13 protein-coding genes and 2 pseudogenes are annotated in these 13,952 nt (G+C 45.5%); 5 read left to right on the top strand and 10 right to left on the bottom strand.

Annotated features, from left to right (window positions below; translation table 11 throughout):
- Nucleotides 1-232 (top strand): annotated as a pseudogene (locus L5M10_RS21930) (IS4 family transposase); the annotation flags it as partial.
- A gap of 73 nt (nucleotides 233-305) precedes the next feature.
- Here the strand turns inward: L5M10_RS21930 and L5M10_RS21925 are convergent.
- From L5M10_RS21925 to L5M10_RS21905, 5 genes are all read right to left on the bottom strand, one after another.
- Nucleotides 306-1,247 (bottom strand): hypothetical protein, encoded by a 942-nt coding sequence (locus L5M10_RS21925; protein ID WP_263164649.1) that lies wholly within the window; start codon nucleotides 1,245-1,247, stop codon nucleotides 306-308.
- 805 nt (nucleotides 1,248-2,052) lie between these two features.
- Nucleotides 2,053-2,883, bottom strand: a complete 831-nt coding sequence (locus L5M10_RS21920; protein ID WP_263164648.1) for a hypothetical protein — start codon at nucleotides 2,881-2,883, stop codon at nucleotides 2,053-2,055.
- A gap of 97 nt (nucleotides 2,884-2,980) precedes the next feature.
- The gene (locus L5M10_RS21915; protein WP_028759343.1) at nucleotides 2,981-3,694 is read right to left on the bottom strand and encodes a LysE family translocator; all 714 of its coding nucleotides are present in this window, start codon (nucleotides 3,692-3,694) and stop codon (nucleotides 2,981-2,983) included.
- A 139-nt stretch (nucleotides 3,695-3,833) separates the two neighbouring features.
- On the bottom strand, nucleotides 3,834-4,676 hold the full coding sequence (locus L5M10_RS21910; protein WP_263164647.1) for an AraC family transcriptional regulator: 843 nt from the start codon (nucleotides 4,674-4,676) through the stop codon (nucleotides 3,834-3,836).
- Nucleotides 4,677-4,951: 275 nt separating this feature from the next.
- Entirely contained in the window at nucleotides 4,952-7,009 is a 2,058-nt protein-coding gene (locus tag L5M10_RS21905; RefSeq protein ID WP_411569347.1) for a TonB-dependent receptor, read from the bottom strand.
- Nucleotides 7,010-7,336: 327 nt separating this feature from the next.
- On the opposite strand from L5M10_RS21905, the gene L5M10_RS21900 reads away from it, so the two are divergent.
- A complete protein-coding gene (locus tag L5M10_RS21900; RefSeq protein WP_263164644.1) occupies nucleotides 7,337-8,152 on the top strand; it encodes a substrate-binding periplasmic protein in 816 nt (271 codons plus the stop codon).
- Nucleotides 8,153-8,299: 147 nt separating this feature from the next.
- Here L5M10_RS21900 and L5M10_RS21895 read toward each other — a convergent pair whose 3' ends face one another.
- Both L5M10_RS21895 and L5M10_RS21890 read right to left on the bottom strand, forming a co-directional pair.
- Nucleotides 8,300-9,262 carry a hypothetical protein gene (locus L5M10_RS21895; RefSeq protein WP_263164642.1) on the bottom strand — a complete coding sequence of 321 codons (963 nt, stop codon included), beginning with the start codon at nucleotides 9,260-9,262 and terminating at the stop codon, nucleotides 8,300-8,302.
- A gap of 1 nt (nucleotide 9,263) precedes the next feature.
- Complete coding sequence (locus L5M10_RS21890; RefSeq protein WP_263164640.1) at nucleotides 9,264-9,650, bottom strand: PadR family transcriptional regulator; 387 nt, start codon at nucleotides 9,648-9,650, stop codon at nucleotides 9,264-9,266.
- A 411-nt stretch (nucleotides 9,651-10,061) separates the two neighbouring features.
- Here L5M10_RS21890 and L5M10_RS21885 point away from each other — a divergent pair, with 411 nt between their 5' ends.
- Entirely contained in the window at nucleotides 10,062-10,688 is a 627-nt protein-coding gene (locus L5M10_RS21885) for an excalibur calcium-binding domain-containing protein (RefSeq protein WP_263164639.1), read from the top strand.
- 295 nt (nucleotides 10,689-10,983) lie between these two features.
- Nucleotides 10,984-11,331, top strand: a complete 348-nt coding sequence (locus L5M10_RS21880; RefSeq protein WP_263164459.1) for a thioredoxin family protein — start codon at nucleotides 10,984-10,986, stop codon at nucleotides 11,329-11,331.
- A gap of 19 nt (nucleotides 11,332-11,350) precedes the next feature.
- Here the strand turns inward: L5M10_RS21880 and L5M10_RS21875 are convergent, their stop codons facing one another.
- The 3 genes and pseudogenes from L5M10_RS21875 to L5M10_RS21865 form a co-directional block, all read right to left on the bottom strand.
- Nucleotides 11,351-11,866: a NifB/NifX family molybdenum-iron cluster-binding protein gene (locus L5M10_RS21875; protein WP_263164460.1), complete on the bottom strand. Its 516-nt coding sequence runs from the start codon at nucleotides 11,864-11,866 to the stop codon at nucleotides 11,351-11,353.
- The gene (locus L5M10_RS21870; protein WP_012088215.1) at nucleotides 11,863-12,159 is read right to left on the bottom strand and encodes a DUF134 domain-containing protein; all 297 of its coding nucleotides are present in this window, start codon (nucleotides 12,157-12,159) and stop codon (nucleotides 11,863-11,865) included. Before L5M10_RS21870 ends, L5M10_RS21875 begins: the two co-directional genes overlap by 4 nt.
- A 531-nt stretch (nucleotides 12,160-12,690) precedes the next feature.
- Nucleotides 12,691-13,704 (bottom strand): annotated as a pseudogene (locus L5M10_RS21865) (ATP-binding cassette domain-containing protein); the annotation flags it as partial.
- A gap of 85 nt (nucleotides 13,705-13,789) precedes the next feature.
- On the opposite strand from L5M10_RS21865, the gene tnpA reads away from it, so the two are divergent.
- Nucleotides 13,790-13,952: IS66 family insertion sequence element accessory protein TnpA (tnpA, locus tag L5M10_RS21860; protein WP_411569281.1), on the top strand; the 163-nt coding region annotated here is incomplete at its 3' end.

Raw genomic sequence — 13,952 nt, 5'->3', positions numbered from 1 at the left:
GATGGTTCAATGCCTGTTGTGGCTAGTTGGTTTACACGCACAGCAACAGGGCTGGGATAAGCATTTTCAGGCCAATACCATTGGGCATCGAACGGTACTCTCAACGATTCGCTTGGGATTGGAGGTACTCAGGCGGCCTGATTATCAAATCACGGAGAAAGAATTGCTGGCGGCCTGGGTATTATTCGCCAATCAGTTGCTCAAATATGGCTATGCTATGGCTGATTTATGAGGGGATCCTTCAGCGCCGCGCTCTGCGGCAAATTTGGAGCGCAGCGGAAAATTTGTCCGACAGCAGCGCCTTGTTAACTGCAGAACTCAATTCTATAGCCTCTGGCTGTACTGTATTTTAAATCATTAAATGTGTCGCATATAACGGAACTATCAAAGAAACTAGATGCTTCATTTGTTTTCCCTTTAGTTCCGAGACCAAGTACAAGCCGCTGCAGCACTGGCAAACTATTATTTAGCTCAGAAAACAATACAGGATCTATCTTCGAATTAATTACAGCCAATTCGTTAATTGAGCTGCCTTTAATACCTGACAAAGAGGAAAGTCCATTCATGGTATCCATGACTAAGCTCTTAAGGTGCTTTAGATTGGAAACATCTGGAATGGATGTAACTTGCTTTAGAGTACTTAAATGCAATATCTCAAGAGATGTCAGGTTTTCCAGGGCACTTAGATCGTGTAATTTCTTTACCCAAAGTATTTCTAGGCTTGTTAACTTAGATAATCCTTTAATAGCATTTAGGTCTTCAAATGTGCCAAAACCCAAATATAAACTTTCTAAATTACTCAGACTGGCAACATGCTCTATTTGTTTTTCTTGATACCCTGAAAGGGTTAGGTCTCTAAGGCTAGTGAGCGTAGCTATAGAATCGATATCTTTCTTATTTTTGACCAAACTCAGAGAATTTAACTTATTCAGATCTGATAGAGGCCTTAAAGATACAGTTTTTTTATTAAGCTCTCCCAGACTCAAAAACTCTATTTCGTTTACATGCTCAGCAATAGCATCAATACTTGTTAGCCCAGGAAGAAAAATCTCTAAAGCTCTAATGCCCGAATAGTGTTTCAGGAAATCTAAACTGTAATCGTTACCCGCAGACCATGTAGGACCAAAAGCACCACCTAAGTATGATAGAGATATACCATCGATTTTTCCTTGGCGTATTTCATCCGCGATAGATAAATGTTCTTCATCGCTCAAATTGTCGGCTATCTTTTTTAGTTTTACGCGCATAATCTCAATTCTAGGTAGCAGTTAACGTCTTAGTATTTATGCGCTGCGCTGTTTGCAGGGCATAAATCGCTTGTTGACTAAATCTCAAATATGGCCACTGCCACATCCATGTAAATGGGTATAAATGATGCTATAGGAATTTGCTTTTTTGCGGTAGCGGTTTTTTATACAGTTTGATGGGTAATCACTTGATATCGTTTTAGCTTTCTCATTTTTCGCGCTTATTTTTTGCTGATCAATCGCTATCTAACGACTCAAAACTCCAAGGAATACACCTCCACTCGGAGTTGCCGCAGGGCGAATAGAGCTCTTGATTTAATAAAGAGTGCGTGAGTTCGGTCATGGATGACCGACTAGCTTTCGCAGGTGCAGGGGCGAATGAAAATCGGTGATTTTCGCGCTTATGAGCGAGAGGCAGGGACTGCCGAACTGGAGGGATTTATATGGATGTAAAGCGCATCCTTCGGAAGCGATAGCAAATTTGGCAATGAGCACAAGGGGCTTTCAACTCCGTTGGGGGCGTCTTGGAGCATCCAAGGGCGAAGGCCTACGACCGCTTTGAACGCGAGATATGGATATCGAGCTGGCTATTTAACATGGACGTTTTTGATAGGACGAGCAGTCCTCCTTGGTCGGGTGTGGGGTGAAGCCCCACGACTTTGATTTTGATTAAAGCATTCAAACTACGAAACACACTTTGGGGCAATAGCTTCTAGCTAAAGGAAGTCGTTAGGATTACTAAAGCAGCGACCATCAACATAGAGTCGCGGCTTTAAATCTCACTCATAGGGATAGGGAAATGAGACTAGTCTGCTTTAATGACAGCTTGTGTCAGTATTTCTTGGTCATTCTTAAACACTACTAGCTCACCTAGAGGACTATCGCTGCCGCCTAAGACGGTGACATAACAATAATACTGGTATGGGCCGCTGCGAAATTGGTATGAATGATTCCCCCCACTGCCATCAAATACAAGTTTGCCTTTATTCAGCACTAAATCTGGCTTTTCGCTCAATGACTTACCCTTTGCCCATGCGGCATAGCGGTATTGGCTGTTCCCCATATCATCGACACGAATGGTAAACTTGGCGGTCTCCCAAGATAACGCTGGGCTGACAAACTCACTCACACTCGGATGTAATGCCGTTTGTTGCTTAGCAATAAGCTCTGCTTTCAGTTTTGCCTCTACCGGTGTTTGATAGTTAATGGCGATGATCTTGCCATCAAAATCCAGCCACACAACACCGCTACCGAGCATAATGCCGCGCCAGCCCATTGTCTGCCAATCGGCTTCAATCTTAGAATGGGCGATCTGCTCAAGCAGCTTAGGATCAAAAACCTGATCAAAACGTGCGATCATTTCCTGGGTATTTTGAATCGCGGGGATAGGATATTCACGTTTAAGCGGGTAAGCCACACGCTTAGCAATCGCCTCAAGATCATTGGCCTTGGCGGCGTCGATAAGTCCCTGCACCAGAGGGATATATTCCTGTGGCATGGCTTCATCAGCGGCGTTTGCATTGATGCTTAAACCCATAACGCTGAATATTAACGCCGCAGAAAACGCGATATTCATCAGTTTAACTTGTCTGAAAACAGCTAATTTGCTTCCCTTGAGTCGTGAGGCGAATGGCATCTTTATCCCTTACTCCAAATGTCTCTGCTGAGACTAAAGGCCAAGAATACCATAAGTGCCTCAGACTAAAACCTAAGGTGATTTATACTGCGCCTAACTAAGCGGTTAATAATAGGTTTGAGTAAATCGCCAAGGCTACCGACATAAAGATGACACCAATAACCGCATCGATAACTGGTGTTAGTCGCTGCAATTTAAGTTGCACCTGCGCCTTTGACAACATTACCGCTAAAAAGCCAAACCATGCCAATGACAAAGACAACAACAAAATAGCGGAAGCTATTTTAGTGCTCGTTGTAACACTTGGGGTAATCAAGGCCGAAAACAGGGTTAAGAAAAATACTAATGCTTTCGGATTCAATAGATTGGTATAAAGCCCAGTCAAAAAACCTTGCCTGCGCGACATAGCGCCACCTAAGCCACCAGCAACAGACGCCACGCCTTCAACGTCACCAGCGCTAATGACAGCATCATCATTTGTCCCTGCATGTACTCTGGCACTCATTTTACGTTTAGCGAGTATCGCAAGACCGGCACGCAGGGCACCAAACCCCATCCAAGCGAGGTAAGAAGCGCCCACAATTTGCACTAAGAGATACAGAGTGTGCGAACTCTTAATGAGTAGACTCACACCGGTCAGACTCAAAATCGTATGAGCTAAAATGGCTATTGAAATCCCCACAGCGGCGGCAACCGCAGTGCTTCTGGACTGCTGAGTCGCAATCTTCACCATAATGGCAAAATCGGGTCCGGGACTGATTAAAGCAACGGCATGGATTACAGCCAAGGTGAGTAATAAAGATAAATCCATAGATATACGGCTCCGCAAAAAAAGTTAATAACGATAACTGAGGCAGCCAGTATGGCAATTTGTCGCAGCGCTGAATTGTAATAAATTGCACTATTCAGTGTTTTTTAAAAACCAGCGGCGTCGAAAGACGGGGGGGAAATTAGAGCATACGCCGCTGAAATTGCACTGGCGATAATAGGAATGCCTGCTTAAAAGCTTTGTTTAAATGACTTTGATCGAAAAATCCGAACTGCTGCGCCACATCCGCCACTAAAGCGCCATGACTTAAGGACTTTTTCGCCAACTCTAAACGCACCCGCTTGAGATAAGCATGGGGAGTCATCCCAGTTGCCTGTTTAAATTGCCGTAAAAACTGAAACTTACTTAAATTCACTTCATTGGCTAAGGTTTCAAGTTGAGTATTATGCCAAGGCTCATCGTGAATTCGCTGTTTCACTAAGCTCACCTGCAACTTAGATAACCCCTGCGGTTGATTCGGTTTAGATAGGCAAGATGAAATACCGCTTGGGTAACGCTCCAGCAACAGATGAATAAAGTTCAGTAAATGGGACTCGCCCGCGAGTGCACTGCATTGGCCTTGGATTAATAGCTCGTGTAGCTGAATAAAATATTGATAAAGCGTCGGGTCATCCACCATAGGTGCGCTGAAAAAGTGCTCCTTCAACCCCTGTTCTTGGCTGACTTCATTCATATATTCCACGGGGATCGACATCACTTTCACCCGATAACCGTCGGCATCGCGGCTCTGACCATCGTGGGTTTCGTCGGGATTTAAGGTCGATAAACTATGCTGACCAAGCTGATAACTGCTGCCCTTATTCACAAACTGCTGCGCACCTTGAGTGACTACGCCTAAGTGGTAATCCAGATGCACATGTTTATCAAAACTGAAATGCGTAAATTCCGCCTGACTCAGTTCTATGCCTGATAAGCTAGGATGACGCCAATAATTAATGTTTTCAATGGGTGTTGCAGTACTCATAACTCGCGGCGATTACCTATAGCATCAGCTGTAAAACAGGGGGAACTCAGATCGACTCGTCATCATTCTAGCCTTCATTGTCAGCGCGGGAATAGTAAATTATTGCAGCCACATAGTTTGAAGCGATTTGGGCTTAGATTAGTGCTTAAATTAGCGCTTAAATGAGTGCCGCTGAAAAACAAAAGCGCCCAACTATCTGGACGCTTAATTGAGATACATTTTTGCTCGGCGACATACGTAATAACTTTCGATATCGCCTTAACAGATGAATACCACTAGAAATGATAACTCACGCTGACTCTCACCATTCGTGGCTCAACAGGATGATAATGCTGATCTTCAACACCTTCGGCAGCTTCGCCGGGCAAACGAGAGGCATAAAAATAATCTATGTCGTGATCTTTACTATCAAACACGTTTAGCAGCTCAAGCTTAGTGTCGAAGCGGCGGAACTCGTATCCTAATGCGAGGTTAACTAATGTGGTCGCATCAGCCTTGTGGTCATTAAAGCTGTCGAGCACCCGCTCGCCAAGGTGCCGCACGCGTACACTCGAATACAGGCCATCGCCGTCGGGTCGATAGGTGATGCCCGCACTGGCAACAAAGGGAACCGCGCCATCGATATACTTGCCCTCTTCAAATTCATTTTCAGTAAATCTGGCGTTAGTCCACGCTAATTCCATATCGATACTGATTGCCTCATTCAACCAATAATAAGCCGTTAATTCAGCACCATAACGTTCAGATGCACGACTCGGCTCAGTGTTCCCCGCATCGCCCACAAATACTAATTCTGAATCTAGTTGCAGATACCAGATCGCAGCAGAGAAATTAATAAAGTCCCTGTCATAGTATTTCACCCCAAATTCGCCGCCATTTGAGCGCACGAGGAGATCGACTTTTTCGACCTCATCGCCACTCACGGGGTCAACCTTAATCGTCGCACCGCGGGCATCGTTCGAATGTAGTCCCTGGCCTGCATTAACATATAACTCAAGATTATCGCTCCACAAATAAGAAGCGCCGGCTTTGAGGCTGAACATACCATCGGACGCATCGCCACTGTTAAGCGGATTATCACTGTCGACCTGCACATCAAAATAATCGTAACGCAGCCCAAGATTAAAACGCCATTGCTCAGCTGGTAGCCACTCAACTTTGCCAAAGATACCACTCGACAACTCTTGCACTTCATCGAGCCTTACCCTATTCAGCCGTTGTCGCGCCTGAGTGTTATACAAACCCACTGCGCCAATATCGTCATAACGCACATCGCCGCCCACACTGTAATTCAGTTGAGTGCCACCAAGTAAAGTTTGCCAATCACGCTTAAGATCGCCGCCCCAAATCATGCGTTCATCGACTTGTTCAAACTCATCACCATTGATGGGATCGTTTAAGAAATAGGTAAAATTAGAGAATAAATTCATAGTCGAGCGAATAGCGTAGACATTTCCCTGCCAATCACCCGCATCGTAATTAGCTGAAACGCTATAACGGTTAGATTCACCGCCGACGTCTTTATCTAAAGATCCATAAAAATCAATTAATCCAGAATCCACCGCACGGGCGGGGATCTGATCCGCCGAATTCCAGCTGTTGTCGTAGGCCATCATAGTGACGCTCAAGTCACCCTCGCCGAGCCGAGTTAAATAACGCCCGACGACACTGATCTTACTCACATACTCATCAATATCCGTCCACGGGCCATCATAGGTTTGCGCCTCACCACCCCAAATAAAACGACCTATGTCAGTGTTTAGCTCCTGAGTCGCCACGAGTCGCTGGTAACCATATTCACCCAACGTCACCCCAACTTGGTTATGGGGGAGTTGATCAGCCAGCAGTAATTGGGCAGCACCCGCGCCAGAAAAATCGGCCACCTCAGGATAATAAGCGCCTTTGGCATAACGGATCTCGCCTATAAGTTCAGGGAGCAAAAAGTTAAGATCCGTATAACCCTGGCCATGCCCATGGGTTCGCATATTCACAGGCATACCATCGACTCGAGTATTAAAGTCTGTGCCATGATCCAAATTAAAGCCGCGTAAGAAATACTGATTCGCTTTACCCGAACCACTGTGCTGAGTGACTATCATCCCAGGAACAAATTCGAGGATTTCGCCGGTTCGTAATAGGGGTCGACTCTCGATTTCTGCCGCGCCGACTATCCCCTCAGATGCCGAAGTGCTATGGCCTAAGGTGTTAATTTGCCTGCCGCGCACCTCTAGGCGTTCGATATTGTCCGTTGCCGCCTCTGCCACTACGGCACTCGATAAACAACAAAGAGGTAATAACCACGTTATTGATAACCAAAGCTTTGATAACCGCATTCCTGATAATCCCAGTCCCGATTTCATCCTTTCTTTCCTACTACAGGTGATAGACGGCAGGGATTTAACGCCTTATTTACAAGCAAAAAACCGATCAAGCTCAAACTCTGATGAATAAAAAACCAGCAAAATACAGGCAAATATCATTTCTATGTGCCGTATCGCACATTTTTAAACCCAAAAGGACAAAATGTCCGCCAGTAGATCACATTTCAACCGTGTGTTAGTGCGAAATCATGGAAATAAAATAATCTTGCTTGAATAAAAATGAACCCATTTATCAGGCTAGCTATACTCTAAATAACTCAACACTTTGAGAGACACGCTATGCAACGATGGAGCAATATGCACATTTGGAGTGTTTGGGTAGGCCTTTTCTTTTGTGTCTCGGTTCATGCAACCAGCAAATCAACAGCAGAAACCACAGCGATGATTGCTGATAAACCTATCATTACGATGGCGTTTTATGAGGACCCCAAACATAACTTCTACTTTAAATGGGCTGAACTGATTTACGCCCAAGCCTTTGAACGCTTAGGATATGACTTCTCCTATCAAGTGGTTCCCGCAGCCCGCGCCAGTATGATGGCGGACTCAGGTAAAGTGGATGGTGAGCCGGGGCGTGTATCTCGTTATGGCGAAAAGTTTACCAACCTCATTCGAATTGAAGAACCGGTTATCGATACCCATTTAATTGCCTTCGCGCACAATCCCGAAATCAAAATACCTGACTGGCAAGCACTGCAAAAGAGTCGATACAAGATCGAATACTATCGAGGCGTGTTCCTTGCAGAACAAAAGCTAAAGGGACTCATTCCTAAGGAGCGTCTGACTGAATCTTCATCCCCCGCGAGCTCCTTTCGTAAAATGCTCCGCGACCGAATCGATATCTATATTGATACGGAGGCAAGCTCATTGGATCTATTACAAACGCCTGAGTTTCAAGGCAGCAAAATAATCGCGATTGCCACCCTAGAAGAACTCACCAGCTATGGTTACTTAAATAAACGTCACGCGGCACTCGCCGTTAATCTTGCTCGTGAGCTCAAACAGATGAAGCAAGAAGGCATATTTGACACCTACAAACAACAGGCTCAAGAATCGCTTAATAATGAAATGAATCATGGCGATACCCCAGAATAAATCTGCATCGACGGTAAAAGTCGTGGCTTACTTTTCCCCACAGAAGATGGCACTAATGTAAAAAGCCTGTTCAATCATACTGAACAGGCCATGTATTCGATGAAAAAGTGAATAAAACTCACCTACAAAACCTAGGTTAAACCTTACTTATTTGCTTGCGAGTTTACGCCAACGCAACCCATCGCGGATCACCTCATAGCCAGGGAACATAGCGGCAATCACTAGAGTATAACTTAGCCAGTGTTCTAACTGTAATAACGTAAACTCCCCATTTAATTCAGCTCCTTGGTTTTGTACTTGGCTTTGTAATAGTGGCGAACTAAAGGCCAGAAAGACTAAGAACGAGGCATAAGCAAGATTGATCCCCATATTCGCCAGTAACAATTCAGTAGTCCACACTCGGCGGCGTAGTTGCCAGAGACTATTCGCCATAGACAGCAAAATAATAGGGCTAAACCATTGCAGTAATTGCTGAGCATTGACGCTGAAAATCACAGTCCGCGCGGCTAATTGCTCGCTACTCATCCACACAGAACACCAGATCACAAGTAAGAGAAAAAGGTATGTCGCCAGATCAGTAAACACATCGCTTAAACTAATATGCTGCCAACCAGGTCCAACCTTGGGCAAATTCTGCGGCTGCCATTTTTGACAATTGCTGCCGGACATAGGTTTTCCCTGAGCCGAGAAACTCCAAAAGACCAACAGGATAGCGGTAAAGGCAAGACAGGCATCGCCAATAAAACCTTTAGCAATATGGTGGATAAATCCTAATAGATCCCCCTCTGCCGAGCCCAACCATTGAGTCGTGCCGCCCACAACCTGCAGCACAAACAAGACCCCAAGCACAGTGAAAAGTGTATGTTTAAAAAGCGGAATGTCCTCAGAGGCAATAATAGGCACTGCCGGAACAAATTGCTGCGCGACCTTACAGGGATGACCCATTTGCTTTAATACCGCGACAATTTGCGCTTCAGTCAATTCGCCTTGTTCAGATAGGGCATCCAATTGGTCGCAGATATTGGCTTTTAATTCACGGCCAATTTCCTGACGTTTATTCTCGGGCAATTCTCGCTGCACCGCGGCGATATAGCGATCGACTAATTCCATATCAAATCTCCTCTGCACTCTCGTCTGAGCTTTTCATATCTGAGCCATTAGTGTCAGCGCTTTGCTCCAGTAAAAAAGCCAAGGCGCCATTAAGTTGCAGCCATTCATCGGTCAGTTGACTGAGCAACTCAGCCCCCAATGACGACAATTGGTAATAGCGACGCTCACGCCCTTCGGCCTGTCGCCACTCACTATCCAACAATCCTTGATCGGCTAGGCGGCGCACTAAGGGATACAGAGTCCCTTCGTCAATATCGATACCGCCTTCCTGCAACTGTTTGCGGAGCGAATAACCGTAGTGAGCTTGTTTTAATAATCCCAGTACCGCCAACACTAATACCCCACGGCGCAACTCGAGTCGCATTTTGACTAGCTGTGAACTTGTCATTGTCGAATTCCTGTCCTTAACACTGTGTCACACACACTGTGCGCCACACAGCAAATACTATGTAGCACACAGTAAGATTGCAAGTTTTCATGCACGTTTTTTGATCGATTTGTTTATTGTTAATGCAATCTATTGTTTGTATTGAATTTACCAAAATGCCAACCGTTTCTGCTAAGTGCTCACATTTCCCCACCGCCATACACTCAATGCGAATGAGTCACACATAAGCAAATTCAAGATAAAAAATTGCAAAACTTCCTTTGCTTGAGTAACTTAGCATCCAACATTGAATAGCCGATTCGTCAACCTAAGTACGGTTTGCTCCTTAAAAAAGATAAATCTGAACGACTCAAGTAAGTATTGATATTCAATAACTAAAAATATTAAGCGGTTAAATTAAGGACATAGAAAATGCTCATGGATAGAGGCGTGCTGGTACGCTGGAACGATGAAAAGGGATTTGGCTTTATTCAGCCTGAAAAAAACGCAGCCCAAGATGTGTTTATTCACATTTCAGTGCTGAAAAAGATGGCGAGAAAACCCATAGTGGGCGACAGCATTCTGTTTCAAACGGAAGTGCAAAATGACGGCAAAAGAAAAGCGGTTATCGCCTCGATTGAAGGCGTCGCAGTCGTTGCAGCGAGTGCAACAACACGCTCCCACTCTCATATCCAATCACGCAATGAAAACTTCAATAACAAAAACAAAGCGCATTACCATAGCCCACGAAAATCCTCTTTTAATACGATAATCCCGCTGCTAATAATCGTGGCCATAGTTATCTTTGGCTTTAAACAATACCAAGAATTCAATGAAGCTCCAGCAATCGATGAAGTACCAGTCCTCACGAATGAAGACACTCAGCCAATGCCCATATATGAATCTGCAACACCAAGATTCCAATGTGAAGCGGGTAAAACCCATTGTAGCCACATGAGTTCCTGTGCTGAGGCGACTTTCTACATCCAAAATTGCCCCAATACTCAAATGGATGGTAACGGTGATGGCATTCCCTGCGAGCGTCAGTGGTGCAGTTAGCAATGCGACATATGTAAAGTCACGCGTATAACCTTAAGCCTGAACAGGTAGCAGGTAGCAGGTAGCAGGTCACTAGTAGTGAAATGATAAATAATCTAAAACAATGGCGAGATAGCCTGACAGGCATACAGCAAATCGGAGTGATTGCTGCCAGTATCGGGCTTCTCATGCTTGGCTTATTCTACCTTGGTCAATTTATCGGTAGTAGCGTGGTAACAATGGGCTGGCTTTAACCCTAGAAATACGCAAACTAGCCCATGAATTCATACTCATCACAACTTCCAAATGGCAACGCATGCACACCGATATCATCACGCACATTGATTCACCTGAGATGCTTGAGTCCATGTTAACTGAGCATGCGGCGGTGCTGTTGTTATTTGGCGCGCCGGACTGCGGTGTGTGTCAAACGCTCAAACCGAGAATTGCTGAGATGTTGGCGCAAGCGTTCCCGCAGATGCGGATGGCCTATATTGATTGCCAAGCCCAAGGTGAGATAGCGGCGAGCCGCAATGTATTTGCCTTGCCTGTGGTGGAATGTGTGTTTTATGGCAAAACCTTTGGACGGTTTTCCAAGGTGTTTTCGTTAGCGGATATTCGAGGGGCGCTTGCCCGCCCCTACGCTTTAACTGTGGCGGAATAATTCAAATTAAACACTGATATTATTTATTTACCAAGGGTCTAAACCCAGCGTAATGCACTGACTTATCGAGCTTAACCTGTACTGCTGGCGTGCTTATAAGACGCGTTGAACCAGGTGCAGCTTTAGCTTTACCGCTGCAACCGCAGCCGTCACCTGTAGAATGACAACATCCACCCTTGGCTGCATGTTTGAGTGAAGCACGACCTTGGGATGCATCCGTCAACCTAAGATTAAGATCCGCCGTTTGTGCAAGCAAAGTCGCCACTGTTTGACTCGCACTACCTTTGCTCACACTAATCCCCGCATCGAGCAACTTTCCTAACATGCGCTCACCGATATTCTGCACAAGTACAATGTCGGTACCTTGTTGAATAATCAGCTCTAATAAGGCTTTTTTGGCACTACAGTCACCTTCAATTGCCGGGTTATCGACCAGCTTGATCATCTGAAATTGTTCGTTATAAAAGCCAATTTGTAGGGCTTTCGTAAAGTGACTGGCGAGGCGTTCGCGGCTCATCGGCATGGCAATAATCATGATAAATCCTTGTCTGTTTGGGTTGGCAGCCTCAAGGCTTGACCTTGAGTGATAGCCGTCGCCACCTTTTTACGGGCATTGGCGAGAAGGTATCCAAAGGTTTGCCGAGAGATCCCCATCAAGGCCGCGGCTTCGATCTGGCTTAATCTTTTGACGTCACCCAGTTCGAGGGCCTCAAACTCATCGGCCTCTAATTGAATATGAGTTAATTTAACCGCAGGGATCCCATTAGGCTTAAATAGGCTACAGGGCACACAGCTCGATAATTGACGGCATTTTTTGGGTCTTGGCATAAATGTTTTTATCTTTAAGTCGTCTTATATGTCTTGAAATCGTGTTTTAGGTCTTAGTGCACATCTTCGGTACTACGAGTGACACTCGGGCTCATCTCGCTAAGGGAGTCCATAGTTCTGGATTCTCAAGCGTGATAACTGACTTGATGAATAAGTTCAGTGGATGAACCATAAAACTGTCACGAGTTTCCGGCCTAGGCCAGAAACTATTATTCGCGCCAACGACATTCAAAACTGTAAGACGGCTCACAGTTACCTATATCAAGCATGGCTAATTAACAGAACTGCTGTCTGACGAATGGGGGATTAAACACTAGGGCGATGCCATCATTATCGATATGTGGTGCATCTCAGTTTTCACTGGAATACGAAAATCTTTCGCGCCACAGGTATATTGCCATTGAGCGTGACTAACACACTCAATGGCTAGCGCCCTGTAAGGTCAATCTTAACCTGCATTGGAGTGCCGAGGGATAATGACAAACTCTGCAAACAAGTAAGCAGCCGTTAAGCTGCTGTGATAGGTGGCATTTACTGATTTAAACGGGTTAAATCCTCAGACTCACAGTAGTTCACCTGTACCGAATAGTCGTCATCTTGCTTGATAAAATCGACAAAGTTTTTAATCGCAGGTAAGGCATCTTCCCTATGGTGCGACACGTACAGCAATTGGCTCAGATGATGCTCGGCTATCATCTCCAGCGCCCGCATCACTAAGGTGCGATTGATAAAATCTAAGCCCTGATACGGCTCATCTAAAATCAGTAACAGTGGCTGTTTAATCAAGGCACGACCTATCAGCAATAACCGCTGCTGACCATAATCGAGCTTCTTAAAACTCGTGCTTGCCAGCCCTGTCATGTGCAGAATAGCTAACCATTCCTTCGCCAAATCTAGCTGAGGTTTAGTGGGTTTATGGTACAGGCCAATAGAGTCAAAAAAGCCCGAAAGCAGCACATCTAATGCCGAGCAACTGACGCGATATTGCAAGTGTAGCGCCGACGATACTATGCCAATCCGTTGTTTAATCTGCCAAATACTCTCGCCGCTTCCGCGAGGTCGGCCAAAGAGCGTGATGTCATTGCTATAGCATTGAGGATGGTCGCCTAAAATCAACCCCAGCAAAGTGCTTTTACCGCAGCCATTTGGGCCACGAACTTGCCAATGTTGCCCTGCCTCGATGCGCCAATTCACGCCGCTGAAAATCAGCCCACTGACATATTCCACTTTGCCATTTTTAATCTCGACCAGAGGATCAAACGCCTCGGCGTTGTGCCTTTGCCGCTCCATCAAGGCCAAGAGTTCATCGCTACGTTGCGCCGATAACGCATTCAGCTGCGCCATCACTGGATGATTGTGCCATTGCTCAATCGACATCGACGGGCTGAGTTTGTGCACACTCTGCCCCGATTTGAGCATCTCACCATTAAACAGCGCCACATGGCTGATGCACGGCGGCAATTCTTCTTGGCGAGAGGTAATGATCAGCAACTGGCTATGCTCGGCCACTTCACTCAGCAGCTCAGATAAGCTCGCCTGATGTTCAGTAAGCGTAACGCCAACCACACATTCCAATCCTAACTGATCAACTTTACCCTGTCTGCCATTATCAACTGCCAGGGTAATCATCATGCACCGTACCAAAGAACAATGGCTGGCCTTGTTTGCCGAGCAAGCCCAAAGTGGTCTCACCCAAACTGAATTTGCAAAACGTCAGGGCATCATTCCTACATATTTTAGTTATCGCAAGCGTCAGTTGTTGGCGTTTCAGGATGATGACGGTGGCTTTGTTG

Source organism: Shewanella sp. SM32, from assembly GCF_025654235.1.
Lineage (GTDB): Bacteria > Pseudomonadota > Gammaproteobacteria > Enterobacterales > Shewanellaceae > Shewanella > Shewanella oncorhynchi.
This window is presented reverse-complemented; position numbering and strand designations above follow the sequence as displayed.

Excerpts from the sequence above, each read along its gene's own strand:
- L5M10_RS21900 (WP_263164644.1), top strand. The coding sequence starts at position 7,337 with ATGCAACGATGGAGCAATATGCACATTTGGAGTGTTTGGGTAGGCCTT.
- L5M10_RS21875 (WP_263164460.1), bottom strand. The coding sequence starts at position 11,866 with ATGATTATTGCCATGCCGATGAGCCGCGAACGCCTCGCCAGTCACTTT.
- L5M10_RS21905 (WP_411569347.1), bottom strand. The coding sequence starts at position 7,009 with ATGCGGTTATCAAAGCTTTGGTTATCAATAACGTGGTTATTACCTCTT.
- L5M10_RS21925 (WP_263164649.1), bottom strand. The coding sequence starts at position 1,247 with ATGCGCGTAAAACTAAAAAAGATAGCCGACAATTTGAGCGATGAAGAA.
- L5M10_RS21915 (WP_028759343.1), bottom strand. The coding sequence starts at position 3,694 with ATGGATTTATCTTTATTACTCACCTTGGCTGTAATCCATGCCGTTGCT.
- L5M10_RS21910 (WP_263164647.1), bottom strand. The coding sequence starts at position 4,676 with ATGAGTACTGCAACACCCATTGAAAACATTAATTATTGGCGTCATCCT.
- L5M10_RS21885 (WP_263164639.1), top strand. The coding sequence starts at position 10,062 with ATGCTCATGGATAGAGGCGTGCTGGTACGCTGGAACGATGAAAAGGGA.
- L5M10_RS21870 (WP_012088215.1), bottom strand. The coding sequence starts at position 12,159 with ATGCCAAGACCCAAAAAATGCCGTCAATTATCGAGCTGTGTGCCCTGT.
- L5M10_RS21880 (WP_263164459.1), top strand. The coding sequence starts at position 10,984 with ATGCACACCGATATCATCACGCACATTGATTCACCTGAGATGCTTGAG.
- L5M10_RS21890 (WP_263164640.1), bottom strand. The coding sequence starts at position 9,650 with ATGACAAGTTCACAGCTAGTCAAAATGCGACTCGAGTTGCGCCGTGGG.
- L5M10_RS21920 (WP_263164648.1), bottom strand. The coding sequence starts at position 2,883 with ATGCCATTCGCCTCACGACTCAAGGGAAGCAAATTAGCTGTTTTCAGA.
- L5M10_RS21895 (WP_263164642.1), bottom strand. The coding sequence starts at position 9,262 with ATGGAATTAGTCGATCGCTATATCGCCGCGGTGCAGCGAGAATTGCCC.